The 26,893-nt window shown below is 60.8% G+C and carries 27 protein-coding genes and 1 riboswitch; all 27 genes read left to right on the top strand.

Annotation, left to right across the window (positions count from 1 at the left end):
* Window positions 1–181: 181 nt before the first annotated feature.
* Window positions 182–1,441: an urea ABC transporter substrate-binding protein gene (urtA, locus tag ACFQZG_RS25300; RefSeq protein WP_378157536.1), complete on the top strand. Its 1,260-nt coding sequence runs from the start codon at window positions 182–184 to the stop codon at window positions 1,439–1,441.
* A gap of 87 nt (window positions 1,442–1,528) precedes the next feature.
* The gene (gene urtB, locus ACFQZG_RS25295; RefSeq protein WP_378157535.1) at window positions 1,529–2,434 is read left to right on the top strand and encodes an urea ABC transporter permease subunit UrtB; all 906 of its coding nucleotides are present in this window, start codon (window positions 1,529–1,531) and stop codon (window positions 2,432–2,434) included.
* Window positions 2,435–2,488: 54 nt separating this feature from the next.
* Window positions 2,489–3,592 carry an urea ABC transporter permease subunit UrtC gene (gene urtC, locus ACFQZG_RS25290; RefSeq protein WP_378157534.1) on the top strand — a complete coding sequence of 368 codons (1,104 nt, stop codon included), beginning with the start codon at window positions 2,489–2,491 and terminating at the stop codon, window positions 3,590–3,592.
* Window positions 3,543–4,328: an urea ABC transporter ATP-binding protein UrtD gene (urtD, locus tag ACFQZG_RS25285; protein WP_378157533.1), complete on the top strand. Its 786-nt coding sequence runs from the start codon at window positions 3,543–3,545 to the stop codon at window positions 4,326–4,328. Before urtC ends, urtD begins: the two co-directional genes overlap by 50 nt.
* Entirely contained in the window at window positions 4,306–5,013 is a 708-nt protein-coding gene (gene urtE, locus ACFQZG_RS25280) for an urea ABC transporter ATP-binding subunit UrtE (protein WP_378157532.1), read from the top strand. Before urtD ends, urtE begins: the two co-directional genes overlap by 23 nt.
* Window positions 5,014–5,136: 123 nt before the next feature.
* A riboswitch (guanidine-I (ykkC/yxkD leader) is annotated at window positions 5,137–5,254 on the top strand.
* Window positions 5,255–5,312: 58 nt separating this feature from the next.
* Complete coding sequence (locus tag ACFQZG_RS25275; RefSeq protein WP_378157531.1) at window positions 5,313–6,335, top strand: ABC transporter substrate-binding protein; 1,023 nt, start codon at window positions 5,313–5,315, stop codon at window positions 6,333–6,335.
* 4 nt (window positions 6,336–6,339) lie between these two features.
* A complete protein-coding gene (locus ACFQZG_RS25270) occupies window positions 6,340–7,215 on the top strand; it encodes an ABC transporter permease (protein WP_378157530.1) in 876 nt (291 codons plus the stop codon).
* Between the two features lie 31 nt (window positions 7,216–7,246).
* Window positions 7,247–8,047, top strand: coding sequence for an ABC transporter ATP-binding protein (locus tag ACFQZG_RS25265; RefSeq protein ID WP_378157529.1), 801 nt, complete (start codon window positions 7,247–7,249; stop codon window positions 8,045–8,047).
* A gap of 65 nt (window positions 8,048–8,112) precedes the next feature.
* Window positions 8,113–8,763: an energy-coupling factor ABC transporter permease gene (locus ACFQZG_RS25260; RefSeq protein ID WP_378157528.1), complete on the top strand. Its 651-nt coding sequence runs from the start codon at window positions 8,113–8,115 to the stop codon at window positions 8,761–8,763.
* Window positions 8,760–9,110, top strand: coding sequence for a PDGLE domain-containing protein (locus tag ACFQZG_RS25255; RefSeq protein ID WP_378157527.1), 351 nt, complete (start codon window positions 8,760–8,762; stop codon window positions 9,108–9,110). Before ACFQZG_RS25260 ends, ACFQZG_RS25255 begins: the two co-directional genes overlap by 4 nt.
* Window positions 9,073–10,686, top strand: coding sequence for a cobalt ECF transporter T component CbiQ (cbiQ, locus tag ACFQZG_RS25250; protein WP_378157526.1), 1,614 nt, complete (start codon window positions 9,073–9,075; stop codon window positions 10,684–10,686). Before ACFQZG_RS25255 ends, cbiQ begins: the two co-directional genes overlap by 38 nt.
* A 200-nt stretch (window positions 10,687–10,886) precedes the next feature.
* Complete coding sequence (gene spoVT, locus ACFQZG_RS25245; protein ID WP_378157525.1) at window positions 10,887–11,429, top strand: stage V sporulation protein T; 543 nt, start codon at window positions 10,887–10,889, stop codon at window positions 11,427–11,429.
* Between the two features lie 507 nt (window positions 11,430–11,936).
* Complete coding sequence (locus ACFQZG_RS25240; protein WP_378157524.1) at window positions 11,937–13,682, top strand: oligosaccharide flippase family protein; 1,746 nt, start codon at window positions 11,937–11,939, stop codon at window positions 13,680–13,682.
* Window positions 13,683–13,691: 9 nt separating this feature from the next.
* Complete coding sequence (gene yabN / locus ACFQZG_RS25235; RefSeq protein ID WP_378157523.1) at window positions 13,692–15,185, top strand: bifunctional methyltransferase/pyrophosphohydrolase YabN; 1,494 nt, start codon at window positions 13,692–13,694, stop codon at window positions 15,183–15,185.
* A 188-nt stretch (window positions 15,186–15,373) separates the two neighbouring features.
* Entirely contained in the window at window positions 15,374–15,646 is a 273-nt protein-coding gene (locus tag ACFQZG_RS25230) for an HU family DNA-binding protein (protein WP_378157522.1), read from the top strand.
* Window positions 15,647–15,649: 3 nt separating this feature from the next.
* Window positions 15,650–15,928 (top strand): RNA-binding S4 domain-containing protein, encoded by a 279-nt coding sequence (locus tag ACFQZG_RS25225; RefSeq protein ID WP_378157521.1) that lies wholly within the window; start codon window positions 15,650–15,652, stop codon window positions 15,926–15,928.
* Window positions 15,929–16,031: 103 nt separating this feature from the next.
* Window positions 16,032–17,105, top strand: coding sequence for a lactonase family protein (locus ACFQZG_RS25220; protein WP_378157520.1), 1,074 nt, complete (start codon window positions 16,032–16,034; stop codon window positions 17,103–17,105).
* A 63-nt stretch (window positions 17,106–17,168) separates the two neighbouring features.
* Entirely contained in the window at window positions 17,169–17,450 is a 282-nt protein-coding gene (gene yabP, locus ACFQZG_RS25215; RefSeq protein WP_378157519.1) for a sporulation protein YabP, read from the top strand.
* Window positions 17,447–18,049 (top strand): spore cortex biosynthesis protein YabQ, encoded by a 603-nt coding sequence (yabQ, locus tag ACFQZG_RS25210; protein WP_378157518.1) that lies wholly within the window; start codon window positions 17,447–17,449, stop codon window positions 18,047–18,049. Before yabP ends, yabQ begins: the two co-directional genes overlap by 4 nt.
* Before the next feature lie 103 nt (window positions 18,050–18,152).
* Entirely contained in the window at window positions 18,153–18,467 is a 315-nt protein-coding gene (locus tag ACFQZG_RS25205; RefSeq protein ID WP_378157517.1) for an FtsB family cell division protein, read from the top strand.
* Between the two features lie 126 nt (window positions 18,468–18,593).
* The gene (locus ACFQZG_RS25200) at window positions 18,594–19,034 is read left to right on the top strand and encodes a S1 domain-containing RNA-binding protein (protein ID WP_378157516.1); all 441 of its coding nucleotides are present in this window, start codon (window positions 18,594–18,596) and stop codon (window positions 19,032–19,034) included.
* 768 nt (window positions 19,035–19,802) lie between these two features.
* Window positions 19,803–22,352 carry a stage II sporulation protein E gene (spoIIE, locus tag ACFQZG_RS25195; RefSeq protein WP_378157515.1) on the top strand — a complete coding sequence of 850 codons (2,550 nt, stop codon included), beginning with the start codon at window positions 19,803–19,805 and terminating at the stop codon, window positions 22,350–22,352.
* A 174-nt stretch (window positions 22,353–22,526) separates the two neighbouring features.
* Complete coding sequence (locus ACFQZG_RS25190) at window positions 22,527–23,087, top strand: GNAT family N-acetyltransferase (protein WP_378157514.1); 561 nt, start codon at window positions 22,527–22,529, stop codon at window positions 23,085–23,087.
* Window positions 23,088–23,157: 70 nt separating this feature from the next.
* Window positions 23,158–23,913 (top strand): vWA domain-containing protein, encoded by a 756-nt coding sequence (locus ACFQZG_RS25185; RefSeq protein WP_378157513.1) that lies wholly within the window; start codon window positions 23,158–23,160, stop codon window positions 23,911–23,913.
* The gene (locus ACFQZG_RS25180) at window positions 23,897–24,826 is read left to right on the top strand and encodes a protein kinase domain-containing protein (protein ID WP_378157512.1); all 930 of its coding nucleotides are present in this window, start codon (window positions 23,897–23,899) and stop codon (window positions 24,824–24,826) included. Before ACFQZG_RS25185 ends, ACFQZG_RS25180 begins: the two co-directional genes overlap by 17 nt.
* 19 nt (window positions 24,827–24,845) lie before the next feature.
* The gene (gene tilS, locus ACFQZG_RS25175; RefSeq protein ID WP_378157511.1) at window positions 24,846–26,264 is read left to right on the top strand and encodes a tRNA lysidine(34) synthetase TilS; all 1,419 of its coding nucleotides are present in this window, start codon (window positions 24,846–24,848) and stop codon (window positions 26,262–26,264) included.
* A gap of 58 nt (window positions 26,265–26,322) precedes the next feature.
* Window positions 26,323–26,862 carry a hypoxanthine phosphoribosyltransferase gene (gene hpt, locus ACFQZG_RS25170; protein WP_378157510.1) on the top strand — a complete coding sequence of 180 codons (540 nt, stop codon included), beginning with the start codon at window positions 26,323–26,325 and terminating at the stop codon, window positions 26,860–26,862.
* Window positions 26,863–26,893: the final 31 nt, after the last annotated feature.

The raw sequence follows: 26,893 nt of genomic DNA, 5'->3' as shown, positions 1-26,893 counted from the left end.
AACTATGAGGACGTTGAAGATTTTATCCCGAAAAATAGATATTTCTCAAATGTTATGTCATGTATATTGACACCACATAGAAAATCGCCATATAATGGATTCACGAACGGTGAGGTTGTGGAGAGAACCTAACGTTCGGATTTAAAGAGAGAAACCATACAAAAGATCGGGGAGTGGAAGGATGAGGAAGGGTAATTGGATCAAAGGGTTCGTATTGGCATTGAGCGCGAGCATGGTGCTCGCGGCGTGCGGCAACAACAACGACAACGGAGAAGCGGGGAGCTCGTCTTCGGCGCCGGCGTCGTCCGCGGCATCGGGAGACACAGTCAAGGTCGGTATTCTGCACTCCTTGAGCGGCACGATGGCGATCAGCGAAGTGACGGTCAAGAACTCCGAGCTGATGGCGATCAAAGAAATCAACGCCAAGGGCGGCGTGCTCGGCAAGCAGATCGAAGCGGTCGTGGAAGACGGAGCGTCCGACTGGCCGACATTCGCGGAGAAGGCGCGCAAGCTCTTATCGGAAGACAAAGTCGCGACGGTATTCGGCGGATGGACGTCCTCCAGCCGTAAAGCGATGCTTCCGGTATTCGAAGAATTGAACGGCCTGCTCTGGTATCCGGTGCAATACGAAGGCTTGGAATCATCCCCTAACATCTTCTACACCGGCGCAACGACGAACCAACAGATCATCCCTTCCGTCGACTTCCTGCTGGAGAAGGGCAAGAAGAAAGTGTTCCTGCTCGGCTCCGACTACGTATTCCCGCGTACAGCCAACAAGATCATCAAGGCGCAGCTCGCCGCCAACGGCGGAGAAGCCGTCGCGGAGGAATACACCCCGCTTGGACATACGGATTATACGACGATCATCGCGAAGATCAAGGAAGCGAAGCCGGACGTCGTGTACAACACGCTGAACGGCGATAGCAACGTGGCGTTCTTCAAGCAATTGAAAGATGCGGGCATCTCTTCCGCGGACCTGATGACGGTATCCGTCAGCGTCGCGGAGGAAGAAGTGAAGGGCATCGGTCCCGAATACTTAACGGGCCACCTCGTCGCGTGGGACTACTATCAGACGACGGATACGCCGGAGAACAAGGCGTTCGTCGAGAACTTCAAGAAGGAATACGGCGCGGACAGCGTTACGAGCGACCCGATGGAAGCCGGATACGTGGCGGTCTATCTGTGGGCGGCAGCGGCCGAGAAGGCCGGTTCCTTCGACGTAGACAAAGTGAAAGAAGCTGCCAAGGGAATTGAATTCAACGCGCCGGAAGGCAAAGTCACGATCGACGGAGACAACCAGCATATCTATAAGACCGTGCGGATCGGCGAGATCCAAGCCGACGGTCAAATCGTGGAGCTGTGGAACTCCGGCGGTCCGGTGAAGCCGGATCCGTACCTGAAGACTTACGAATGGGCGAAGGGGCTCAGCGAAGGGTCGTAATCTAGCCGCAGCACAAGCAGGGGAAGCGTTCGGCGTTCAGCCGGGCCTTCCCCTCGCTTTTACCGAAGGCAAGGGAGGTTATCGTCGATGGAAATATGGGTAACGCAAATGTTCAACGGCCTCAGTGTCAGCTCCATTCTGCTGCTTATCGCGCTCGGGCTCGCGATTACGTTCGGTCTTATGCGGGTCATCAACATGGCGCACGGCGAATTCATCATGATCGGCGCTTACGGCGCTTATATGACGCAAGAAATCTTTAAGTCGTCTTTTCCCAAGAGCATGTTCGACGCCTACTTCCCGCTGGCCATTCTCGTGAGCTTCGCGCTCGCGTTCGCGATCGGGTTCCTGCTGGAGGTCACGTTAATTCGTTTCTTGTACGGCCGGCCTCTGGATAGCTTGCTTGCCACCTGGGGCGTCGGTCTCATGCTGCAGCAGCTCGCGCGTTCCATCTTCGGGGCGCCCAACGTCGGCGTCGAGAGTCCTTCCTGGCTGAACGGCGGACTGACTTTGATGGGCGGGGTCGTGCTTCCGTACAAAAGGCTGTTCATCATCGCGCTCGTCATTCTCATCCTGGTCGGCATGTACTTGTATATTTACCGCAGCGGCGCAGGGCGTCGGATGCGCGCGGTCATGCAGAATCGCGACATGGCGGCATGCCTCGGCATATCGACGCGCAGGGTGGATGCCATCACCTTCGCGATCGGCTCGGGCATCGCGGGCATCGCAGGTTGCGCGCTTACGTTAATCGGACCGATCGGGCCGTCTATCGGCACTTATTATATCGTCGACGCGTTCATGGTCGTCGTCCTCGGCGGAGTCGGCAAGCTCGTCGGCACCGTGGCCGGCGCGCTTGGCATCGGGGTGTTCAACACGCTATTCGAATGGTGGACGGACGCTTCGCTCGGCAAGGTTCTCGTCTTCCTGTGCATCGTGGCTTTCCTGCAGTGGAAGCCGATGGGCATGTTCGCGGTTCGGACGCGTTCGCTCGACTAAGCTTCGGAGGTTCGCGCAAGGCAAGGGATATTCGTAGGGAAGCAGGTGATCGCGTTGTTGTCTTCCATTCATGCGTCGCGCCGGATTTGGCTGCTCGTCGTCTATGCCGTTTCCGCCGGCGCGCTGCTGTCGGCTCCGCTCTACTTGAGCGATTTCAGATTGAACTTATTGGCGAAGTGTCTCGCCTTCGCGATCGTGGCGCTCGGCCTTGATCTGTTGTGGGGGTACACCGGCATTCTCAGCTTGGGCCACGGCGTATTCTTCGGCCTCGGCGCTTACGCGATGGCGATGCACCTGAAGCTCGAAGCGAGCGGTTCGCGCTTGCCCGACTTCATGGATTGGATGGGGCTGACGAAGCTGCCGTGGTTCTGGGAGCCGTTCAAGAGCTTCGCCTTCGCGGCCGTCATGGGCATCGTCATACCGGCGGCGCTGGCGCTCGTGCTCGGTTTCTTCACGTTCCGTAACCGGATCCGCGGCGTTTATTTTACGATTCTGACGCAAGCGCTCGTTATCATTACCGTCACCCTGTTCGTCGGTCAGCAGGCGTACACGGGCGGGACGAACGGATTGACGGGCTACACGAAGCTGTTCGGGTACAGCTTGAAGTCCGATACGGCCAAGACAATGGTGTATCTCGCGACGGTCGTCGCGCTCCTCGTCGCGTTCCTTGTCTGCAGATACTTGGTCAAGAGTCGGTTCGGCAAGGTGCTGCGCGCCATTCGAGACGGGGAGAACCGCACCCGGTTCCTCGGCTACGATCCGGCGAAGTATCAGATGGCGGCTTTCGCCGTATCCGCGGCGTTGGCGGGGCTCGCGGGCATGTTGTTCGTGTTCCACGTCGGCATTATTTCGCCTACGATGATGGCCATCGTGCCGTCGATCGAGCTCGTGCTGCTCGTCGCCATCGGCGGCCGGGGAACGCTCGTGGGCGCGGTCATCGGGGCGATCATCATGACGCAAGCGAAAAGCGAGCTGAGCGCGTCTTATCCGGATTTCTGGCTGTTCATGCTCGGCGCGTTGTTCATCGTCGTGACGGTATTCCTGCCGGGCGGCATCGTCGGCGTCATTCGGCAAGGGGGGCAACTACTCACTAGGAGGCGGAAGACGAATGAAATCAAGCTCAATTCTGTCGTGCCAGAAGGTAACCGTGTCGTTTGACGGCTTCAAAGCCGTTCAAGAGATGAGTCTGGAGCTGTTGCCCGGGGAACTGCGGTTTCTGATCGGCCCGAACGGGGCGGGGAAGACGACGATGCTCGACGCGATCTGCGGCAAGGTGAAGCCTGCCGGCGGCTCGGTGCTGTTCAACGGCAAGAGTGGCGCCGTCGACGTGACGAAGCGCAAGGAGCACGAGATCGCGCAGCTCGGCATCGGACGCAAGTTCCAGACGCCTTCGATCTTCGCCGGGCTGACGGTGGAGGAGAATCTGGAGATCGCCATGGCGCAGAATCGCGGCGTCTGGTCGACCCTTCGCGCCAAGATGCGCAAAGCCGACCAAGAGCGGATCGACGCCGAGCTTGCGCTCATCGGCCTCGGCGACAAGAAGGAGCTGCGTGCGGGCTTGCTCTCCCACGGGGAGAAGCAATGGCTCGAGATCGGCATGATGCTGTTGCAGGAGCCGGAAATTCTGCTGCTCGACGAGCCGGTCGCGGGAATGACCGACAAGGAAACCGACAAGACGGGCGAGCTGTTGCAGGAAATCGTGCGCAAGCGGACCGTCGTCGTCGTCGAGCACGACATGGAGTTCGTGCGCAATTTTGCAAGCAAGGTCACCGTTATGCACGAAGGGAAGCTGTTGAAGGAAGGTTCCATGGACGAGGTGCAAAGAGACGATCGGGTAGCGGAAGTCTACCTCGGCAAAAGGCGGGATTACGATGCTGTCAGTTCAACGGCTTGAAGCGGGTTATGGGGAGAGCGTCATCCTGCGCGACGTGACGTTGACGGTCGAGCCGGGGCAGGTCGTCTGCCTGATGGGGCGCAACGGCGTCGGCAAATCTACGCTCGTGAAGAGCATCATGGGGTTGCTTAAGGCGAGGAAGGGGTCCGTCTCCTTCAAGGGCGCGGATGTTACGAAGCGGGCGCCGGGGGAGCGGGCCAGGAGCGGGATCGGTTACGTGCCGCAAGGGCGCGAGATCTTCTCCCAGCTGTCCGTGTACGAGAACCTGCGCATCGGACTCGAGGCGAACCGCGATTCGGCGAAGCGCAAAGGCAAGGACATCCCGGCTGTCGCCGTCGAGAAATTCCCGATCCTGCCGGAGTTCTACGGCCGGAAGGGCGGCGACCTGAGCGGCGGCCAGCAGCAGCAGCTCGCGTTCGCGCGGGCTCTCATCTCGGATCCGGAGCTGTTGCTGCTCGACGAGCCCACCGAGGGCATACAGCCGTCGATCGTCGAGGCGATCCAGGACGTCATTCGGGGCATACGCGATGAGGGGAAGACGGCGATTCTGCTCGTCGAGCAGAGTCTGGACTTCGTCCGTAGCGTCGGGGACCGGTTCTATATTATGGAGAAAGGTACGATCGTGTGGCATGGCGGTCGCGAGGAGCTAGACGATCCGGCGGTCATGAAGTATTTGACGGTGTAACCGAACATTGAAATGAAATATGTTAAAAAAACTAACATGCTTATTGACGAATCACACAAACAGTTGGTAGTATGTTAGTAAATCTAACAACTATATATCGGTTTCCCGAACGATCATGGGAAACGCCAAGTCGTCTAGGGTTCCGTTGGCTGCGCCAAGCTGGTCCGAGAGACGGCGCTTGGCTAAGGCGCGCGATCTGCCGCCTCGGTCAATTACACGGAAGGACAAAAGCCTGGGAGACCCTCTCTCTCAGGCTTTTTCTATTCTAAACAGACAAATAACAAAGGAGTGGGAGAGTCATGAAACCGATTGGATTACGCCCTCGCAAGTTGATGTCCGCCCTACTGTCGGTCGTGTTGGTCAGCAGCCTCCTGTTGTCCGCTTGCGGTAACAAAGATAACGCCGGAAGCGCGGACGGACCGATCAAGATCGCGCTGAGCCCGTGGCCGGGCTGGTTCTTCTGGTTCCTGGTAGAGGAGAAAGGCTTCTTCGAGAAGCACGGCGTCGACGTTCAATTGGAGTGGTTCCCGGTATACAGCGACTCCCTGCAGGCGCTCGCGACCGGCAAAGTCGACGCGAATAGCCAAACGCTGTCCGACACGCTCGCGCCGCTGTCCAAGGGAATCGGGCTGAAGGCCGTCCTCGTGAACGACAACTCCGACGGCGGAGACGCCATCGTCAGCAAGCCGGAGTTCAACTCGATCCAAGATCTGAAGGGCAAGACCGTCGCGACCGAGCTCGGCACGGTCGATCACTTGCTGCTGCTGACCGCCCTTGAACAGAACGGCATGTCGGAGAGCGACATTAAATACACGAACATGACGGTCAACGACGCCGCGCCGGCCTTCATCTCCGGCAAGACCGACGCCTCCGTCCTATGGGAGCCGTTCCAGACGACCGCGGTCAAGGAAGGCAAGGGCAAGATTCTGTTCTCGTCCAAAGACACGCCGGGGCTCATTCCGGACCTGCTCGTCTTCAAGGAGAGCGTCGTGGAGAACCGTCCGGACGACGTGCAGAAGATCATCGACGCATGGTTCGATGCGCTCGCCTACTTCAAGGACCATGAGCAAGAGTCGATCGAGCTGATGGCGAAGAAGGCGGAGACGTCGCCGGAGGACTTCAAGCTCGGGCTAGAGAGCATTAAGCTGTTCACCGCAGAGGACAACGTGAACGCGTTCGAAGTTCGCGAGGAGTATACGTCGCTCGCTTACACGGGCAAGAAGACGGCGGAATTCTTGAAGGGACTGGACATGATCTCGTCCATTCCGGACGTAGAAGCGCTGCTGGAACCGAAGTTCGTCATTAAAGCCGCAGGAGAGTGATCGCATGAGTATGGCGAACGAGCAATTGGGAGGACAGCAAGTCGCGGCCGCCGCGCAGCCGTCGAACGCGAAGACGAGCGCAGCGAAGCCGGCGGCGAAGAAACGCAGCGCGATGCGAATATTCGAGGACGTGCCGAAGACCGGCTTCACGATCGTGGCCGTCGTCTCCTTCGCCGTCATGCTGGCGGTCTGGGCGGTGCTCAGCTACGGAGAATTCGTGAATCCGATCTTCCTGCCGACGCCCGGCACGGTGCTGAACACGATGTTCGACCTGCTCGGCACGTCCGCGTATTGGAACCATATCGGCGTCAGCGTGTTCCGCGTCAGCGCGGGGTTCGCGCTCGCCTGCCTCGTCGCGATCCCGATCGGCTTGTTCGCCGGCACGTTCAAGTACGGGGAGGCGTTCGTGGAGCCGCCGATGGAATTCATCCGCTATATGCCGGCCGTCGCGTTCATTCCGCTCATTATGGTGTGGGCGGGAATCGGCGAATGGGCGAAGGTGCTGCTTATCTTCATCGGGTGCTTCTTCCAGCTCGTGCTGATGGTCGCCTCGGACGTTCGTCTCGTCTCCAAGGACCTCGTGCACGCGTCGTTCACGCTCGGGGCAAGTCGCTGGCAGGCGATCCAGACCGTCATCATTCCCGCCGTCCAGCCGAAGCTGCTGAATACGATGCGCCTCATTCTGGGGTGGGCGTGGACGTACTTGGTCGTCGCCGAGCTGATGGCCGCCAACACGGGACTCGGATATTCGATCTTGAAGGCGCAGCGGTTCTTGAATACCGATCAGATCTTCGTCGGCATCATCGTGATCGGCTTGCTCGGCTTGATCTGCGACCGGATCTTCGCCTTCTTGAACCGTCGCTTGTATCCATGGGTGTAATCATCTACGTAGAACGAAGGGGGCGTTGGCTATGAGCGAAGCGGTACGGCAAGTCAGCGCTTCGGTCGGATCGGGAGCGATCGCGATTCAAGGCGTCGGCAAGACGTTCAAGGCGAAGAAGACCTCGTTCCGAGCGCTGGAAGACATTAACTTGTCGGTCGGCGCGAACGAATTCGTGACGATTCTCGGTCCTTCGGGCTGCGGGAAGTCGACCATTCTGCGCATCGTGGCGGGCTTGGAGGAAGCGGACGAAGGCGAGGTGCTGCTGGACGGCGCGCCCGTCGTCGGTCCCGGCGCGGACCGGGGGATGGTGTTCCAAGGGTACACGCTGTTCCCTTGGCTGACCGTCCGCGAGAACATCGAGTACGGTCCGAAGCTGAAGAGCGTACCGATTCTAGAGCGGCGCAAGCTCTCGAACCATTATTTGCGCGTGACGCGTCTCGAGCGATTCGCGAGCCATTTGCCGAAGCAGCTGTCCGGCGGCATGAAGCAACGGGTGGCCATCGCGCGGGCAATGGCGAACGGGCCGAAGGTGCTGCTCATGGACGAACCGTTCGGCGCGCTCGACGCGCAGACGAAGCTGGAGATGCAGGAAGCGCTGCTGGACGTATGGGACAAGGAGAAGACGACCGTCCTGTTCATCACGCACGACATCGACGAAGCGATCTTCCTATCGCAGCGAATCATCGTCATGGGCGCGGGGCCGGGTCGCATTCTGCGGGAATTCCCCGTCACGCTGCCCGCGGAGAGGACGCCGGACGTGCGCGAGCATCCCGAGTTCCTGAAGCTGCGGCGCGAGCTGGCGGCACTTCTTAAACATAAGGAAGATTAGCTGACATAACTATTGACGAGCCTCTCCGGATCGGGGATCATTATGGAAACAAGGAGGGGATCGACGTGCACATTCCAGACGGATTCCTAGACGTTAAATCGTGCGTGGCGGCAGGGGCGTTGGGCGCCGGCGCGCTCGCGTACAGCCTGCGGAAGTCCCGAGATACGCTCGTCCGTTCCGAGGTGCCGAAGATCGCGCTCATCGGCGCGTTCATCTTCGCGGCGCAGATGCTCAACTTCCCGATCGCGGGCGCAACGTCCGGACACTTCCTCGGCGGGGCGCTGGCGGCGATTCTGTTCGGCCCCTCGATCGCGGTTATCGTCATGTCTTGCGTGCTCATTATCCAGGCGCTCGTGTTCCAGGACGGCGGCTTAACGGTGCTGGGAGCGAACATTCTGTGTACCGGGGTTATCGGCATTTACGCCGGCTACGGCGTCTATCGCGCGGGACTCGCGTTGCTGAAGGGCCGCGCGTCCCCCGTCGTGACTTTCATCGCCGCTTGGGTCTCGATCGTAGCCGCATCGTGCGGCGTCGCGGTATTGCTCGCTTGGTCGGGAACGTTCCCGCTTGACGTAGCGCTCGCCGCGATGGCCGGCTGGCATAGCCTCATCGGCATCGGCGAAGGACTCCTCACGGCGATGGTCGTCGCCTACTTAACGGAACGGAAGCTCGCGATCTCGCCGATCGCGGCGAAGCGGGAGGTGCCGCTCTCATGAACGAACCGCGTCAAGTAACGGGCAACAAGAAGAAGTGGATCGTCCTTGCGATCGTCACGCTGCTGGCTGGAGGGCTGATCTCTTACTTCGCTTCCCCGCATCCGGACGGTCTGGAACGGGTGGCGGAAGACCACGGCTTCCTGGACGAGGCCAAGGAGCCTTCCTGGACGGCGTGGATTCCGGATTACGAGGTGCCGGGCATCGGCGTTCCGATCGTGAAGGTCGGGCTTGCCGGGGTGATCGGCATCGGCTTGATGTACGGGGCGTTATATCTGTTAACCGGAACGTTATCGCGCCGGAGTAAGGGGGATGACGATGTCGGGCAAGGCGACCATCGTCCTTCGTGAGAGCGAAGGCGTCAAGCCGCTGATCGTCAATCCAACCTATCGACTGTGGACCGTCGTCATACTTCTCGTCGCGATCGTCGCGATAAGGCAACCCGCCGTTCTTGCCGGAACGGCCGGGTTGTTATTGTTTATCGCGCTTTGGTGCGGCATTCCGCTTCGGACGATCCTGCGGAGAATGCTGCTGCTGCTCCCGTTCGGGGCGGGCGCGGCTCTGTTCGTTCCGTTCCATACGGCGGGCGAGCCGGCGTTCGACGTACTCGGATTTACGGCGACGCATGAGGGAGTGGAACGTGCGACCGTCATCTTGCTGAAGCTGGCGAGCGCCAATCTGCTGCTTACCTACTTGCTGGCGGCGACGCCGATCTTCGTGCTCATTCGCAGCTTGAGGGCCGTCGGCATTCCGGCGGTCATGCTCGAGATCATGGCGCTCTTGCTGCGGTACTTCTTCCTGCTCAAGGAAGAGGCGCACGGCATGTCCAAGGCGCAACGATCGCGCGGGATGAATACGACGGGGTGGCTGTGGAACGCGATCGCGTACAAGCGATTCGGACAGCTCATGGGCGCGTTGTTCGTCCGGGCTTACTCGCGAAGCGGGCGGATCTATACGGCGATGTTGGCAAGAGGCGGATTGGAAGGGGGATATCCGGTGAAGGACGAGCAGGCGGCTAGTGGCGCGAAGGGGCCCGTCGTGGAAGTGAAGGACGTCGGCTACGCTTACGGGAGCATTCCGGCGTTGAAGGGCGTCAGCTTCGACATTGCGGCCGGCTCGAAGGTAGCGCTTATGGGGCCGAACGGGGCCGGCAAGTCGACGCTTATCTCGCTGCTGAACGGACTGGAACCGGCGCAAGCGGGCGAGGTGCGGTTGTTCGGGGAGAAGGTTACCCGAGCGAACGAGCACCGGTTACGGCGGAGCGTCGGCGTCGTGTATCAGGATCCCGACGACCAGATCTTCTCGGCCACCGTCCTGGAGGACGTCGCCTTCGGCCCGCGCAATCTGGGGCTGACCGCCGAGGAAGCGTCCGAGCGGGCGGCAGAGGCACTGGAGAGCGTCGGCATGCTCGAGCTAAGGGATCGGTCGCCTTTCGAGCTGAGCTACGGTCAGAAGCGCCGCGTCGCGATCGCGGGCGTGCTCGCCATGCGTCCGGCGTTCATGATTCTGGACGAACCGATGTCGTTCCTCGACCCGCGAGGACGCGACGAGCTGCAGGCGTTGCTCGGGAAGCTGCACGAGGGAGGGCTTACGATCATGGTCGCCACGCACGACGTCGATTTCGCGGCGGAGTGGGCGGACCGGGTGCTGCTGCTGAAGGACGGCAAGCTGCTCGCTTCGGGAACGGCTGACGTGCTTTTCGACGACAAGCTGCTCGAGCAAGCATCGCTTCATCTTCCTCGGCTGGCCCGACCGTTCCGGTTGCTGCAGGGTGCGGGCGCCGGGAGCGGGGCAGGGGTCGGGGATTACCGCCCGCGCACGGTGAAGGAAGCGGCGCAGCTCATCTGGAAGCTGCTGTCGCGCGGCGGGGAATATGCCAAAGAATCGGGGAAATCCTTAGAAGGCGAACGAATCGCCAAGCCGTGAATGACCGCCCGCGGCCGGATTTGGCGGAATGATCCAGAGCAGGGGATGCGCATAAGAAAATGGGAGAGGTTGAATACTACACTCACGACTTGATGACACCATTTTCCGACCGTACTCCAGCGTTCGCCATAAAGGCCGGAAGTCATTGGCACCGGTAGCAGGCAGGTTAATACATCAATGAAAGTGGGGCAACACGAGCTATGAAAGCAACCGGGATTGTACGTCGCATTGATGACCTGGGGCGGGTCGTCATACCGAAAGAAATTCGCCGCACGCTTCGGATCCGGGAAGGCGATCCGCTGGAAATTTTCGTGGATCGGGACGGCGAAGTCATTCTTAAGAAATATTCCCCGATCGGCGAGTTGGGCGACTTCGCCAAAGAATACGCCGAATCTTTGTCGGAGAGCACGGGGCACATCTGCTTGATTTCCGATCGCGATACCGTCATCGCCGTCGCGGGAGCGTCGAAGAAGGAATTCCTAGACAAGGCGATCGGCGCTCTTCTGGAGAGCTGCATGGAGAACCGCAAGATTCTGCTGGAACCGAGCGCCGGCAATCACGAGATCATGCGCGACGGCAACGACGCGAACGGCTCGTTCGTCGCGGCTCCGATCGTCGCCGGGGGCGATCCGATCGGAACGGTCGTCCTGCTGAGCAAGGACGATACGGCGAGCGTCGGAGAGATGGAGAGCAAGATGGTGGAGACGGCGGCAGGGTTTCTCGCGAAGCAGATGGAACAATAGGCGCCGCCGCGCCGACCGCATAAATAGGGCAACGAAGCGTCTGTACCTTCCATCGCGACGGGACAGGCGCTTTTATGTGGATTGGGGTGTGGCGGTGGCGGTGCAGAAAAATGCTGCAACGTTGCTGTAACGGTGCTACGCACAGTTAGAGGCGCGGAAAGCGCGTCAGTGATCGTGCAACGGTGTCACGTGCCGTTAGAGAGGCGGAAAGCGCGTCGGCGATCATGCAACGGTGTCGCGCACCGTTAGAGAGGCAGGAAGCGCGTCGGCGATCGTGCAACGTTGTCGCGCACCGTTAGAGAGGCGGAAAGCGCGTCGGCGAACATGCAACGGTGCCACGCACAGTTAGAGGCGCGGAAAGCGCGTCATTGATCGTGCAACGTTGTCGCGCACCGTTAGAGGGCGGACGTTCCCGGTGCCGTGCTGCGGTTCTTTTTGGCGTACGACGAGCGCAATCGCTTATAATGGTTCTATTGTGCAACGATCAGGAATGGGGAATGGGCGTCGATGTCGGTCGATCTGGAATCCGGGCAAGGCAAGCAATCAGCGAAGCAGGCGTTATGGCAAGGGGCCGCGCTGCTCGGAGGAGCGGCGCTGCTGTCGAAGGTCATCGGCACGCTGCAGAAAATTCCGCTGCAGAACATGGCCGGCGACGAGACGTTCGGCTTGTATAGCGCGGTATACGCGCTAGCGATCATGTGGATGACGCTGGCCGCGGCCGGCGTGCCCGTGGCGGTCAGCGCGCTGGTGGCCGAGCGCGTGGCCGCTAGCGACGAGCACGGAGCGCGACGAGTGCTGCGTTGGTCGCTCGGTTTGCTCGTCGCGAGCGGGTTCGTCATGTTCGCGATATTGTGCGTCTTCGCGGAGCAATTCGCGAGCTGGATGGGCGTTGAGTCGGCCGCTTCCGCGATCCGCATGTCGTCCATCGCGCTGTTATTCGCGCCGGCTACCGCCGTGCTCAGAGGCTATCGGCAAGGCCGAATGGAGATGGCTCGGCCCGCCCTCTCCCAGATCGCCGAGCAAGTCGCTCGCGTCGCCTTTATGTTGATCATGCTTATCTATGCCGTTCGTATGGCTTGGTCGCCTGCTTCGACGGCGGCCGCCGTCCATGGGGGCTTGGCGGCCGGAGCCGTAGCCGGCCTGATCGCGATGCTCTGGCGTTGGCCTTGGCGGCGAACCGAGCCGATCGTCATTCGGGGCAAGGGCGCCAAGAGCGGTAAGGCCGGCAAGCCGGGTGGGGCTGCTGCGAGCGATGGGGCGCGCAAGGTTCAGTTGCCCGAATCGCGCGGCAAGCTGCTCAGGCGCATCGCGGCGGTTGCCGTGCCGGTGGCGCTCGCGTCCGTCGTCGCTCCGCTGATCGGCTTGATCGACGCGTTCTCCATCCCGAGGTTGCTGGGACAGCATTCGGATACGGCCGCCGCACTCTCTCTCTCGGAGTTCGGCGTCTACAACCGCGGCATCGCCTTAAACCAGCTCGTCATTATGGCGGCTGCGGGCGCGGCAGCCGCGCTCGTGCCCGCGCTGACCGCGGCGCGCGCTCGCGGAGACGGCGAATCGATCGTCGCCGGCGCGCATCGCGCCACCCGGCTGGCGTGGTGGTTCGGCGCGTCGGCCGCCGTCGGCCTCGCCGTTCTCGCCCAGCCGATCAACGTCGCGCTGTTCGCCGACGATAACGGCACGATCGCGCTGGCGCTCCTCGCCGTCGCCGCCCTAGGCGGCACGCTGCAGGCGGTCAGCTCCGCGCTGCTACAGGGGCTCGGCGACATGCGGTCGCCCGCCGTCAACCTGGCCGCCGCCGCGCTGCTCAAGCTCGCGCTCAACGCGGCCCTCGTCCCCGCGTACGGCATCCGCGGCGCCGCGATCGCCCTAGCCGCGGCCTTCGCCGCCGCGGCAACCCTGAACGCGCTGAGCCTGCGCCAGCGCGTCCGACTGCCCGCCCCGCGCCTAAGCGTCGCGGGACGCTCCGCCGCTGCGCTCGCCGCCATGGCGGCGGCGGTCGCGGCATGCGCGCTCCTGCTGGGCGCCCTGACCGGCGCCTTGCCCGCGCGCGCATCGGCGCTCCTCACCGCGCTGCCCTGCATCGCGGTAGGCGCCGCCGTATTCGCCGCGTCGCTCGTCGCCTTCGGCGCCGCGCTTCCTCGCGAGTGGCGAGTGCTGCCCGGCTTGTCCGGCACCCGCGTAGATCGCTGGCTGGACCGCGTCCATACCTACGCGGATGCCGTCTCGAACAGAAACCGATCCAAGGAAGGATGACTCATACCTATGCCAGCTTCCATTACCGTAATCGGCCTCGGCTCCGGCGGCGAGGACCAGCTGACGCTCGGCGCGTTGAAGGCGCTCGAGCGCGCTTCGCGCCGCTACGTCCGCACGTCCGATCATCCCGCAGTCGCCGACCTGAGCAAGCGGGATATCCGCTTCGAGTCGTTCGACGCGATCTACGAGCAGCATGACGCCTTCGAGGACGTGTACGAAGCGATCGCCGCGAAGCTGCTCGAACTAGCCGGCGCCGAAACCGACGCCGAAGCCACTATTATCTACGCCGTACCCGGCCATCCAATGGTCGCCGAGCGCGCCGTGCAATTGCTGCGCGCCCGAGCGCCGGAGAGCGGCATCGCCCTACATATCCTCGGCGGGGAGAGCTTCCTCGACCAATCGTTCACGCGGCTCGGCTTCGATCCGATTGAAGGCTTCCAGCTGCTCGACGCGTCCGGACTGACGCGGGACATGCTCCGCCCGCGCCTGCATACGGTCATCGGCCAAGTGTACGATTCGTTCACCGCTTCCGACGTGAAGCTTGCACTCATGGGCGTCTATCCGGACGATCATCCCGTCACGATCGGCCAGGCGCTCGGTGTGCCCGGCCGGGAATCGATCCGCGTCGTGCCGTTGCACGAGCTCGATCGCCAGCCGGATTACGGCAACCTGATGCTGATCTACGTGCCGGCCAGCGACGACGACAAGCTGCGCCGTGGTTCGTTCGAGCGGCTGCACGAGATCGTCGCGACGCTCCGCAGCCCGGAAGGCTGCCCGTGGGACCGCGAGCAGACGCACCTGTCGATACGCAAGAACTTCATCGAGGAGACGTACGAGGCGGTCGAGGCGCTCGACAACGACGATCCGGACGGCATGAAGGAGGAATTCGGCGACGTCATTCTCCAAGTGCTGCTGCATAGCCAGATGGAAGAGGAGGTCGGCACGTTCGACGTGTTCGACGTGCTTGCCGAGCTTAACGACAAGCTGATCTTCCGTCATCCCCACGTGTTCGGCGGGGAGAACGCGCAGGACGCCGAGGAGGCGCTCCGCAACTGGGAGCAGATGAAAGCCGAGGAGAAGAAGCGCAAAGGGCGCGAGAAGCGCGATTCGATTCTCGACGGCATTCCGAAGGATCTGCCCGCGTTGCCGCGCGCGCATAAGCAGCAGAAGAAGGCGGCCGGCGTCGGCTTCGATTGGCCGGACCTGACCGGCGTGTTCGACAAGATCGAGGAGGAGCTCGAAGAGCTTCGCCACGCGTCCGCGCACGAGGATCGGGACCGCCAGCAGGACGAGCTCGGGGACCTGTTGTTCGCCGTCGTCAACGTCTCCCGATTCCTCAAGGTCGATCCTGAGGAGGCGCTAGCGGGCACGAATCGCAAGTTCGCCCAGAGGTTCCGCTATATCGAAGAGAGGCTGCGTATAGACGGCCGAACGTTCGGAGATACTAGCTTGATAGAGATGGAAGCTTGGTGGCAGGAGGCCAAAGAGCACAAATCCACCTAAAATCTTTGTAAATTGCGACGAAATTCCCATACTTTCTACCTATTTCGCGATTTTTTTTGAATGTTCGGCAGGATTTTTTTAGCAACGGACAGAATAGTATTCATCGTGTTTTAAACAAGCAACGTTCCAGGCCCTAAGCGGCCTCGCGGGACGAAATATGAAACGACCTATTAGGAGGAATCTGTACCATGAACAAAACCGACCTGATCAACAACATCGCAGACAAAAGCGGCTTGACGAAGAAAGACGTAGAATCCGTATTGAACGGCTTCCTTGGCGAAGTAACCGACGCTCTTGCCAGCGGCGACAAAGTTCAACTGATCGGCTTCGGCACGTTCGAGACTCGCAGCCGTTCCGGCCGCGTAGGCCGCAACCCGCAAACGGGCAACTCCATCGAGATCCCTGCTTCCAAGGTTCCTGCTTTCAAAGCGGGCAACAAGCTGAAAGACGCCGTTAAGTAATTCATGCGTCTGGATAAATTTTTGAAGGTGTCGCGGCTCATTAAGCGCCGCACCGTCGCGAAGGACGTGTCCGATCAAGGGCGCGTCCTTCTCAACGGTAGAGAGGCTAAGCCGAGCACGACGATCAAGGTCGGAGACGTGCTCGACGTTCAGTTCGGACAGCGCACGCTGACGGTCAAGGTCGAGCGGCTGAGCGAATCGACGCGCAAGGAAGACGTCGAGGGCATGTATACGGTGCTGAAGGAAGAAGCGCGCAAGAGGGACGAAGATCCGTTCCTGTAAAGCGACTTCGCTCAACCGTCACCACGAACAGCACCGCCTTCGGGCGGTCTTTTTTTACGATTCGGCCGCCTTGGGCGGGTAAGGACGAAAGGGGATTGCAAGCATGGCTGGAGCATTCGAAGTATGGATCGGCGCGTACGGCAAGAGCGAGGACGTCGGGATTACCCGGCTTAGGCTGGACCCGGACTCGGCGCAGCTGACGAAGGAAGCGGAATTCACGGGAATCGAGAACCCGTCGTTCTTGACGATGGACCGTTCGGGCAAGTATCTGCACGCGGTCAGCGAAGTCGATACGCTTAACGGTCAACCGGGAGGGGAAGTCGTCACGTTCCTCGTCGAGGAAGGGGAAGAGGGTTATTCGCTGCAGGAAGCGATGTCCCATCCGACGCTCGGCGCTCATCCGTGCTTCGTGATGCTAGACGCGAGCGAGCAATGGATCGCCGTATCGAATTACAGCGGCGCCTCGGTCGTCGTCTATCCGATCGATCAGAGCGGCGTGCCCGGCGCGGTGAACGTCCGGTTCCGCCATTCCGGCACGGGCCCGAACGCGGACCGCCAAGAAGCGCCGCATCCGCATTCGGCGGTGTTCAGCCCCGACGGGCGCTTCCTGTTCATTCCCGATCTCGGCATGGATAAGATCATGGCGTACGCGCTGGGCGAAGAACGCCAATGGGCGGTGCACGACGCCGTCAGCCTCGAGCCGGGCGCCGGCCCGCGGCACATGAAGTTCCACCCGTCGCAACGGTATGCCTATGTCATCAACGAGCTGGACAGCACGGTGACCCGGTTCGACTACGATGCCGAGGGCGGCAAGCTGACGAAGCAAGACAGCCTCCCGACGCTGCCGGCTTCGTTCGCCGGCGAGAGCTGGTGCGCGGAGATCGTCGTCTCGCCGGACGGCCGATTCGTCTACGGCTCCAACCGGGGGCACGACAGTATCGCGATCTTCGCGGTCGACGAGACGACCGGCGCGCTGAGCTCGGCGGGCTTCGTCTCGACGCGCGGCAAGACGCCGCGCAACTTCGCGATCACGCCGGACGGACGGTGGCTGCTCGCCGCGAACCAAGGCTCGGACACGGTCGTGCTGTTCCGGATCGATACCGCTTCCGGATTGCCGGTCTACGCGGGCAGCGAAGTCGCGGTAAGCAAGCCTGTCTGCGTCTACATTCGGGGCTAAGCGTCTGTTCTAATCGTAGCCTGTCCCCCATAAGCTAGTCTTAAAGGCTAGGGGGGACGCGCCATGGAACACGCCAAAGGCATCAAGCATCAAGAAGTTCGCATGTTGAACCGCAAGTCGCTGGACATTACCGGCGTCAACAACGTGGAGAGCTTCGACAACGAAGAATTTCTGCTTGAGACCGAATGCGGGTTTCTGACCGTTCGTGGCCAAAACCTGCACATGAAGAACTTAAGCCTAGAGCAGAAGCTCGTCTCGATCGAGGGCTCGATCCATTCGCTCGTCTACCTGGACGGCCAATCCGCGAACAAATCGAAAGGTTTGTTCGGAAAGTTGTTCAAATGAACGCGGCGGCGCAATGGACGACGATCGGAGCGATGATCCTGAGCGGACTCGCCATGGGCACCGTATTCGACGTCTATCGGGTCGCGAGCCATCGGTTTCATGTCGCGCGCTGGTTGCTGCCGGGTCTAGACGTCGTCTATTGGGCGGCGGCGACGCTCGCGGTATTCAGTTTGCTGCTCGACAGCAACCACGGCGAAGTGCGAATGTACGTGTTCCTGGGCCTCGGCATCGGCGTCACCGGCTACTTCGGGCTGTTCAGCCGCACTGTGGCCAAGCTGTCCGGCTGGTTGATCGAGCGACTGCAGCAACTGTCCAGACTGCTATGGCGAATCGGCAACGCGCTGGTCTTCAAGCCGGTGCGCTGGATCGTTCGCCTGCTGGCGAAGATACTGGATATTACGTTCATCGTGACGGCGGCGCTGCTGCTATGGGTCGGCAAGCTGCTCTACAAGCCGCTGTCGGGGCTCGCCAAGTTGGCGTGGAAGCTGCTGTTGCCGGTTCGCGTCAGGCTTCGTCCGCCCGCGATGCGGGTCGTTCGGGCGGGGCGGTACGCGAGGGACAAGTGGCGCGAGATCATGGCGGTGTTCCGCCGAAAGTAGCGTCGATGTTTCGACATGTCCCGCGTGGGTAATTGCATCGTAAGAAGGATATTTTCGTTTATCCAATATATGCTATAATAACACCGTGAAAGGAGGCATCGGAATGTCATCTCGCACCATGGCGACGACTACATCGGCAATGACGGGCGCGCGCAGAAGGTTGAAGCTGCTGTTATTTGTCATGGTTATTTTCATGAGCTGGGCAGCTTACGTGCTATACGTCCAATACGGCCAGATGAGCGATCGCTCCAGCGATTTGCGAGAGGCGAACAAGAAGCTTACCGATGCCACCGTCCAGAGCGACGCGCTGAAGCAAGAGATCGTCAGATTGAACGATCGGGAATATATCAGCGAGATCGCGCGCAAGGAGCAAGGCTTGGGTTATCCGGGAGAGATCCCGCTGAATATCGAAGAATAAGGCTCGTCCCCTTTGGCAGTATGGTCTAACGTCTGTTGACCTTGGTTTCCGTTCTCGGTTATAATCGGCATAACCGAACCTATGTCGTTCGGGTACAATTATGTTCAGGGAGGAACATCTGTTTTTATGGCCATCGAAGTAGGCACCAAACTTGAGGGTAAAGTTACCGGCATTACGCATTTCGGAGCGTTCGTGGATTTGACGGGCGGCGTTACGGGGCTCGTTCACATCTCCGAGATCGCAGACAGCTATGTGAAAGACGTTCATGAGCACTTGAAGATTAATGACATGGTTACGGTCAAGGTCATTAACGTGGACAAGGACGGCAAGATCGGTCTGTCCATTCGTCAAGCCGTGGACAAACCGCCGGAGCAACAAATGCAGCAAGCGCAACAACGCGGCCCGCGCGATCGCGGAGGTCGCCCCTTCAAGCAGGGAGGCCCGGGAAGATCTCCTTCTTTCGATGACAAGCTCTCCAGATTCATGAAGGATAGCGAAGAGCGGATTTCCAACCTGAAGAAGAGCACCGAATCCAAGCGCGGCGGACGTGGCGGACGCCGTTCGTAATAGATGAAGCTGCAGCCGAACCGATGAGGTTCGGCTTTTTTTGTGCGCGGAAATAACTAGCGGCACACACGCCATTACTTCGGCGCGCCCCCGCCGCCGAGACACATTAGCGGCACCACACTCCGCTAAATCGGCGCGCGCCCGCCACCGAGGCACATTAGCGGCACCACGCTCCGCTAAATCGTCGCGCCTCCGCCACCGGTGCACGTTAGCGGCATCACACTCCGCTACATCGTCGCACCACCGCCACCGAGGCACATTAGCGGCACCACACTCCGCTAAATCGGCGCGCCTCCGCCACCGGTGCACGTTAGCGGCACCACATTCCGCTAAATCGTCGCGCCCCCGCCACCGGGGCACTACCCCGCATCATACCCATCCGTTCGATCGCCCAACAACATTTGAAAATTTTAACCCCGTGCAATCATTCGCGGGTATCCGGCAAGCTCGCGCGGATGCCGTCTACTGGCGTAATCGGAAGAAGCGCCATCCGCCGTCGGATGCGCGCCGTATGCGTTGTCGGATTCCGAGCCGCGCGAACGCGGGACGGCGGACTGTTCGCATGCCGAATCCCGTGCTAGCGGGAACGAAGGCCCGAAGTGTTCGCATCCCGAATATGTCGCATCTGTGTCGCCGCAACCGCGCCATGATCGGCGTTAAAGTGTCGGAAAAAACTTTTTCCCCGCCTCCTGTTTCTGACAAACTTCCTTTGGGTACCCCCCTATAATTAAGAACACAATTCAATCTGGTGAATGGGGTGTACGTAACATGGACAAGCCGTCCGTTATTCCTTTCGTGCCGCGTCCGGGGACCGGGCCCGCCTACGCTCCCGCGGCGAAGCGGAAGAAGAGGTGGTTCAATAAAGGCGAATCGGACGATCGATCGGCGAAGAAGGGAGATCCGCCGGCCAACGCGTTCGGGCGATGGCGAGAGGCGGTGCGGGAGCAGATATGGCTCATCGTCGTCATCGTCGCCGGGTTCTTGCTCGGACGAGCCGTCATGCTGGAGGGGCTCGCGCCGTTCGCCGCCGCGTTCTACGGCGTCGTGCTCTATCTGCGAAGGGATCTGGCGTTCTGGGCGGCGATCGCCGTCGCGGCGGGCAGCTTCTGGTCGCCGGACCCGATGCCCGCGCTCATCTGCGCGGAGATCGGGGTTATCTATTTGCTCTATCGGGGGCTCGTGCTCTATGAAAGAGCCGATCTCTCGCACGCGCCGGTCGTCGTCTTCGCGGCGACGCTCATCGTGCGGCTGTTCGATACGGTACTCATGGACGAGCCGACTTGGCTGCCTTATGTGCTGACGCTTACCGAGGCGGGATTGGCGTTCGTGCTTACGCTGCTGTTCATACACTCGATGCCCGTACTGGCGCGTACGAGGAGAGCCGCTCATCTGCGGCACGAGGAGTGGGTCGGCGTCGTCATCTTATTAGCCTGCTTGCTCACCGGATTAACCGGATGGACGATCTATGGCGTTGCTATCGTATATGTGTTGTCCCGTTACTTCGTTCTATTGGCGGCGTTCGTCGGCGGTCCCGCGATCGGGACGTCGGCCGGCGTCGTAGCCGGCATGATCCTCAGCTTGTCCGATCTGGCCGCCGCCTCGAACATCGGCTTGCTGGCGCTCGGAGGACTCATGGCCGGACTCATACGAGAAGGAGGGAAAGCCGCGACGGGATTCGGAATGATACTAGGCACTTCGGTATTGGCGTTGTACGGAGGAGACGCGGCTGGCACGATGGCGTCGACGTGGGCGACGGTCGCTGCGGCCGTCATGCTCCTGCTCACGCCGCGGTCGGCGGCGGAGTCACTATCAAGATATGTGCCGGGTACGCTCAATTATGCGCAGAATCAACGAGAATACGCGCAGAAAGTGAGAGATTTGACCGCCGAGCGGGTCGAGCGGTTCTCGGAGGTGTTCCGCCAGCTGTCCCGCAGCTTCCGGCAAATTACCCATGCCGGAGAGTCGCTGAGGCAGAGCCAGGATATCGATCACTTCGTGAACGCGGTCCACGAGGGAGCGTGCGACAGCTGTCATAAGCGGGGGCTGTGCTGGGACGGACAGTTTTTCCAGACGTACAAGCTGATGACCGACATGATGACGACGATCGAGAACAATCCCGCCGTGAGGGCGGCTCAATTGCCGAAGAGCTGGAACCGGACCTGCGTGAAGGTTCCTCTCGTGCTCGACGTGCTGAAACGGGAGTACGACATGTACCGCCACGACTTGCATTGGCGGCAGCAGCTGCAGGACAGCCGGTTCCTCGTCGCCGACCAGCTGTCCGGCGTATCGCAGGTCATGGACGACCTCGTGAAGGAAATTCGCCGCGAGTCGAAGCAGATGGAGCAGCAGGAAGAACAAATCCGCGATGCGTTGGACCGCCTGGGGCTGGCGATTCAGAGCGTCGATATTATAACCCTGGAGGAAGGGCACGTGGAGATCGAGATGGTGCACGCGTTCCGGTCCGGCTACGACGAATGCCGGAAAATGATCGCGCCCATCCTCACCGAAATACTCGGCGAGACGGTTACCGTAAGCTCGGAGCGATCGGGCGTGCCGGCGGCTCATCTGTCGACGGTCATGTTCGCCTCCGCCAAGGTGTTCGAGGTCGAGACGGGAGTCGCCGGCGCCGCCAAAGACGGCGACGTGCTGTCGGGAGACAGCTTCAGCATGATGGAGCTGCCTACCGGCAAGTTCGCGGTCGCGCTGAGCGACGGCATGGGGAACGGGATTCGGGCGCGAGAGGAGAGCAGCGCGGCGCTGTCGATGCTCGAGCAGCTGCTCCAATCCGGCATCGACGAGCGGCTGGCGGTCAAGTCGGTCAATTCCGTCCTGCTGCTCCGCTCCCCGGAAGAGATGTTCGCGACGGTCGATCTTGCCCTCATCGACTTGCACAGCGGACATGCCACGATGCTGAAGATCGGCTCCACGCCGAGCTTCATTAAGAGAGGGAGGGAGATCATCCCGATCGCCGCGAGCAACTTGCCGATCGGCATTCTGCAGGACATCGAGATCGACCTGCTGCGCGTTCAGCTGCTGCCGGGCGATACGCTCGTCATGATGACCGACGGCATACTCGATGCGCCGGGACACGCGCTCAACAAGGAGCAGTGGATGAAGCGCGTGCTTCAGGAACTGGACGCGGACGATCCGCAGGACATCGCGGACGCGCTGCTGGAAACCGCGCTGCGGCAATATCCGGGCGGCGTGAAAGACGATATGACGGTCATCGTGACGCGAATGACGCGCCACCAGCCGGAGTGGGCGGCCTTCCGATGGCCGGGCTTCCACCGGATGGAACGGCCAAGGACGGTGAGCTGATCTCGTTACCGAGAGATAGGAAGGTTCATATAGATGAAGATGAAGCCCCCATTCGATTCGGCGCGAGAGGCGCCGGACGAAGCGGGGGCTTATTGCGCGTCCGGTTTCGTCATTCGGTATGGGACATGCTAAGCTAGTAAACGACGAAGGAAACGAATATGGAGGCGAGCGATCATGACACCGAAGAAGATGACGATAACGACTGCCGCCGTCAACCCGAGCATACAAGCGCATCTCGCAACGCCGGAGGACGCGCCGCGCATCATGGAGCTGTTCAGAATAACCGCGGAGTGGCTGCGCTCGAAGGGCTCCGCCCAATGGGCCGACTTGCTTGTCGGCATCGATCGGCACGATACGGCGGCTGCCATCGAGAGGCTGGAGGTTATCTTGTTCAAGCAAGACGACAGTCCGGCGGCCGTCGTTATTCTGATGCCCCGTCCGAGCGAATGGGACAACGGCTTGTGGGGCGACCTCGCCGCGGACGAGCATGCCGTCTATCTGCACAGGTTGTCCGTCCATCGCGTCTTCGCAGGTAACGGACTCGGGCGGCAGATTATGAAGTGGCTCGACGAGGGCGTTGATTTTCCTCCGGGCAAGACGTGCATCCGGCTAGATTGCATCGCAAGCAATCCGACGCTGAATGCCTTCTATAGGGAAGCCGGCTACGCGTATATAGGCGAACGAGACGGATTCTGTCTCTACGAGAAGTCGTTACCCGGTCGCGTAACCGAATAACGATCGTCTAAACCTCTCATTCCTTGGCGACAATGCTAATAGGAACGATAGAATGGGAGGAATAGCGATGATGAAGCAAATATTACTCATTACGGACGGGGGCTCCAACGTCGGAGACAGCCCGGTCGTCGCAGCCGCGCAAGCGTTCGCGGAGGGTATAACGGTTAACGTGGCGGGCATTATCGACGAGGGAGCGATCGGGGAGTACGGCGCCACGGAAATCGCGGAGATCGCGAGAGCGGGCGGCGGCATTAGCCGAATCGTCACGAGCGCGCAGTTGTCCCGGACGGTGCAGATGATGACGCGGCAGACGATCGCGGGCAGCATCAAGCAGGCGGTGAATCAGGAGCTGCGGCAGCTGTTCGGCGTGGAGAACGTCGGCGCCTTGCCGCCGACGAAGCGCTCCGAAGTCGTGAAGGTCATGGAAGAGATGGAGGAGACGATGTCTCTGTCTGTCGCCTTGCTCATCGACGCGAGCGCCAGCATGAAGCCGAAGCTTCGCGCGGTAGAGGAAGCGATTCGCGACCTGACGCTCAGCTTGCAGGCGAGAGAGGGCAGGAGCGAAGTCGCGGTGTTTCATTTCCCCGGCAATTCCCAAGACGAAATCTGCGTGCTCGATTCCGAATGGACGGACAGCCCGTCCAAGATCGGCAAGCTGTTCGGCCAGATCCGGATGAAGGGAACGACCCCGACGGGGCCGGCGCTCCAGCAAGTCGTCGCGTATATAGGCGAAACATGTGGTAAGATCAGATCAGAGCCGGCGAACGCACGGCAAGAGGCAACGAGAAGCGTATCTAACGAGGTGCGGAGTGACTACGTCGTCTGAAGTCGAAGCGAAGCCTTTGCCGCAAGGCACGGTGCTGCGCGGCAAGTGGAACGGGAATACGTACCGGCTGGAGAAGCTGATCGGGCTTGGCGCGAACGGGCAAGTGTATTTGGCGACGATGAACGGCCATTATAAGTGCGCGGTGAAGCTCGGTCTCGAAGCGGCCGAGCTTCAAGGCGAAGCGAATATCTTGGCCGCACTCGACGGCGCGGAGAAGAAGCGCAAGCCGTTCTTGCTCGACGTCGACGATGCGCTCCTGAGCGGGCGCGAAGTTCCCTACTATAGCATGAAATATATATCGGGCGTGCCGGTGAACGCGTTCATCCGCGAGCACGGCCCGCAGTGGGTAGGCGTCGTCGGCTATCGCCTGCTCGAGAGGCTCGCGCAGTTGCACGAGGCCGGTTGGGCGTTCGGCGACCTGAAGAGCGACAACGTGCTCGTCGGCCAATACGGCAAGCTGGAGCTGGTCGACTACGGCGGCGTGTCGGCGATCGGGCGCAGCGTCAGGCAGTTCACCGAAATCTACGATCGCGGCTATTGGTCGGCGGGCAGCCGCACGGCCGATTCGGCGTACGATTGGTTCTCGGTGGCCGTGCTGTGGCTGCACGCGCTGGATCGCAAACGGCTCATGCAGCTGACTCAGACGCTGCTGCCGCAGAACAGGCATCCGGGCGAGCTGATGAAGCTCGTTCGCACCAACGCGCGGTTGAAGCCGTTAGAGGGCTGGATGGAGCGGGCGCTCGCGGGCCGGTTCGCCGACACGAGGGACGCGGCCAAGCAATGGCGCGAGGCGCTTCAGCGGTCGCAGCTGGCGAAGCCGGCAACGGGCCAAGTGCCTGTCTGGATGGCGAGCCTGTTCGCGGGGACGGTGATCGCCAGCGTCTCGGTCGTCGCCATGTGGTTATTCCAATAACGATCGCGAGGGAATGAAGGTGCGGCAGCAAGACGAATTGGCCGTCCGCTTCGCGGCGGACGCGAGCGCGGAAGGCTGGTTGAAGCGAGACGTCGCCGTCTTGGCGGCGGTATCGGGCGGCCCGGATTCGATGGCGCTTCTGCATCTGCTGAAGACGCTGGCGGAGCATACGCCGATGCGCATCGTCGTCGCCCACGCGAACCATCAGTTCCGGGGCGCGGAATCCGACGCCGAGGAAGCGCTTGTCCGCGGCGTAGCGCGCGACTGGGGGCTGCCGTTCGAGGCGGCCGCCTTGAACGTTCCCGCTTATATTGAAGAGACGGGAATGAACGCGCAGACGGCGGCAAGGGAGAAGCGGTACATTTTTCTAAGGGAAGTCGCGTCGAGGCACGGCTGCTCCTACGCGATGTTCGGGCATCACGCGGACGATCAGGCGGAGACGGTGCTCATGCGGATCATTCGGGGCACGGGTCCAGGCGGACTCGCCGGCATCCCTCATCGGCGACGAGAAGAAGAAATGGAACTGATTCGTCCGCTGGTGCGTATAACCAAAGGTGAGCTTCTCGCCTATTGTAAGCGAAATGGGGTGCCTTACGCGGTTGATAGCAGCAACGTCGACCGTCACTACTTCCGCAACGCCGTTCGGCTCGACGTGATGCCGATGCTGGAGACGTTCAATCCCCGGCTGAAGGCTTCGCTCGCCAGGCTGGCCGAGCTCGCGGCCGCGGACGACGCGTACATGGAAGCGGAGACGCTTCAAGCTTTCCGGCTCGGCGTAACGGCCGACGGGGAAGGATATCGGGTTGGGCGGCGCCGGTTCCGCGGCCTCCACGTCGCTTTACAACGCAGATTAGTTAAACTAATATTAAGTTGTTCTGAGGGCTTGGAGCGGCAATTCGACTATCGGCTCGTGGAGGACATCGTCTCGGTCGTAACGCCGGAGCTGCCCGCGGCCACTCGAATGGAGCTCGGCGGCGGTTGGGAGCTCGTACGGGAGTACGATGAGGTATATATCGGTCCTATCAGGCCGAATCCGGCAAGCTACTGCTATCCGATCGATACGGATACGGATGCGGTCCTCGTCGGGGAGACGGGCGAACGCTTCGCGATCGAACGGCTGCAGGGCGCCGCGAAGAGTTCGGGCGATCGATCGGCCGAAGCTTGCTTCGACGAGGAAGAGCTCGTCTATCCGCTTCGGATTCGCAGCCGGACGCCCGGAGACGTCATGGAACCCCATGGATTAAACGGCTCCAAAAAAGTGCAAGATATGTTCGTCGATGCCAAAGTACCGCGTTACCTGCGGGACCGCATGCCCCTGCTCGTCGACGGGGAAGGGCGCGTCCTATGGATTCCGGGGCTGAGGCGTTCGCGGCACGCGTTGATCGGGGAAGGCACCCGGAAGACGCTGCGCATCGCGATCGAACATCCGGAAAACTAGGGCATTATCGAAGGAACACCGTCATACCGTGTAATAATCTCGCTAGGAGGCACCATCTTTGCGCAACGACATTCAAGAAGTTCTTTACTCGGAAGAAGTCATCCAGAAGAAGGTACAAGAACTGGGAGCCGCGATTACCCGCGACTACACCGGACGCAATCCGCTCGTGATCTGCGTTCTGAAAGGCGCTTTTATTTTTATGGCGGACTTGTCCAAGAACATCGCGATCCCGATCGAGCTCGACTTCATGGCGGTGAGCAGCTACGGCAATTCGACGCGCTCCTCCGGCGAAGTGAAGATCATCAAGGATTTGGATGCCTCGGTCGAAGGCCGCGACGTCCTTATCGTCGAAGATATTATCGACAGCGGATTGACGCTGAGCTACTTGATCGACGTGCTGGAGCGCCGCAACGCGCTGTCGGTTAACGTGGTGGCGCTGTTCGACAAGCCGGGTCGCCGTACGGTCGACTTGAACGCGGATTATACGGGATTCACGATTCCGGATGCGTTCGTCGTCGGATACGGGCTCGATTACGCGGAGAAGTACCGCAATCTGCCGTACGTCGGCGTGCTGAAGCCCGAGATTTACTCGAGTTAATACGGGCGGAATCGCGCGGCGTTATGCGGCG

The organism is Cohnella sp. GCM10027633, assembly GCF_042675445.1.
Lineage (GTDB): Bacteria > Bacillota > Bacilli > Paenibacillales > Paenibacillaceae > Cohnella.
The sequence above is the reverse complement of the archived record's forward strand: the minus strand, read 5'-3'. Positions and strand labels throughout refer to the sequence as shown.

What these genes read in the sequence shown, in the direction of transcription:
- urtA (WP_378157536.1), top strand. Translation starts at nt 182, where the DNA reads ATGAGGAAGGGTAATTGGATCAAAGGGTTCGTATTGGCATTGAGCGCG.
- urtB (WP_378157535.1), top strand. Translation starts at nt 1,529, where the DNA reads ATGGAAATATGGGTAACGCAAATGTTCAACGGCCTCAGTGTCAGCTCC.
- urtD (WP_378157533.1), top strand. Translation starts at nt 3,543, where the DNA reads ATGAAATCAAGCTCAATTCTGTCGTGCCAGAAGGTAACCGTGTCGTTT.
- urtE (WP_378157532.1), top strand. Translation starts at nt 4,306, where the DNA reads ATGCTGTCAGTTCAACGGCTTGAAGCGGGTTATGGGGAGAGCGTCATC.
- ACFQZG_RS25275 (WP_378157531.1), top strand. Translation starts at nt 5,313, where the DNA reads ATGAAACCGATTGGATTACGCCCTCGCAAGTTGATGTCCGCCCTACTG.
- ACFQZG_RS25270 (WP_378157530.1), top strand. Translation starts at nt 6,340, where the DNA reads ATGAGTATGGCGAACGAGCAATTGGGAGGACAGCAAGTCGCGGCCGCC.
- ACFQZG_RS25265 (WP_378157529.1), top strand. Translation starts at nt 7,247, where the DNA reads ATGAGCGAAGCGGTACGGCAAGTCAGCGCTTCGGTCGGATCGGGAGCG.
- ACFQZG_RS25255 (WP_378157527.1), top strand. Translation starts at nt 8,760, where the DNA reads ATGAACGAACCGCGTCAAGTAACGGGCAACAAGAAGAAGTGGATCGTC.
- cbiQ (WP_378157526.1), top strand. Translation starts at nt 9,073, where the DNA reads ATGACGATGTCGGGCAAGGCGACCATCGTCCTTCGTGAGAGCGAAGGC.
- spoVT (WP_378157525.1), top strand. Translation starts at nt 10,887, where the DNA reads ATGAAAGCAACCGGGATTGTACGTCGCATTGATGACCTGGGGCGGGTC.
- ACFQZG_RS25240 (WP_378157524.1), top strand. Translation starts at nt 11,937, where the DNA reads ATGTCGGTCGATCTGGAATCCGGGCAAGGCAAGCAATCAGCGAAGCAG.
- yabN (WP_378157523.1), top strand. Translation starts at nt 13,692, where the DNA reads ATGCCAGCTTCCATTACCGTAATCGGCCTCGGCTCCGGCGGCGAGGAC.
- ACFQZG_RS25230 (WP_378157522.1), top strand. Translation starts at nt 15,374, where the DNA reads ATGAACAAAACCGACCTGATCAACAACATCGCAGACAAAAGCGGCTTG.
- ACFQZG_RS25225 (WP_378157521.1), top strand. Translation starts at nt 15,650, where the DNA reads ATGCGTCTGGATAAATTTTTGAAGGTGTCGCGGCTCATTAAGCGCCGC.
- ACFQZG_RS25220 (WP_378157520.1), top strand. Translation starts at nt 16,032, where the DNA reads ATGGCTGGAGCATTCGAAGTATGGATCGGCGCGTACGGCAAGAGCGAG.
- yabP (WP_378157519.1), top strand. Translation starts at nt 17,169, where the DNA reads ATGGAACACGCCAAAGGCATCAAGCATCAAGAAGTTCGCATGTTGAAC.
- yabQ (WP_378157518.1), top strand. Translation starts at nt 17,447, where the DNA reads ATGAACGCGGCGGCGCAATGGACGACGATCGGAGCGATGATCCTGAGC.
- ACFQZG_RS25205 (WP_378157517.1), top strand. Translation starts at nt 18,153, where the DNA reads ATGTCATCTCGCACCATGGCGACGACTACATCGGCAATGACGGGCGCG.
- ACFQZG_RS25200 (WP_378157516.1), top strand. Translation starts at nt 18,594, where the DNA reads ATGGCCATCGAAGTAGGCACCAAACTTGAGGGTAAAGTTACCGGCATT.
- spoIIE (WP_378157515.1), top strand. Translation starts at nt 19,803, where the DNA reads ATGGACAAGCCGTCCGTTATTCCTTTCGTGCCGCGTCCGGGGACCGGG.
- ACFQZG_RS25190 (WP_378157514.1), top strand. Translation starts at nt 22,527, where the DNA reads ATGACACCGAAGAAGATGACGATAACGACTGCCGCCGTCAACCCGAGC.
- ACFQZG_RS25185 (WP_378157513.1), top strand. Translation starts at nt 23,158, where the DNA reads ATGAAGCAAATATTACTCATTACGGACGGGGGCTCCAACGTCGGAGAC.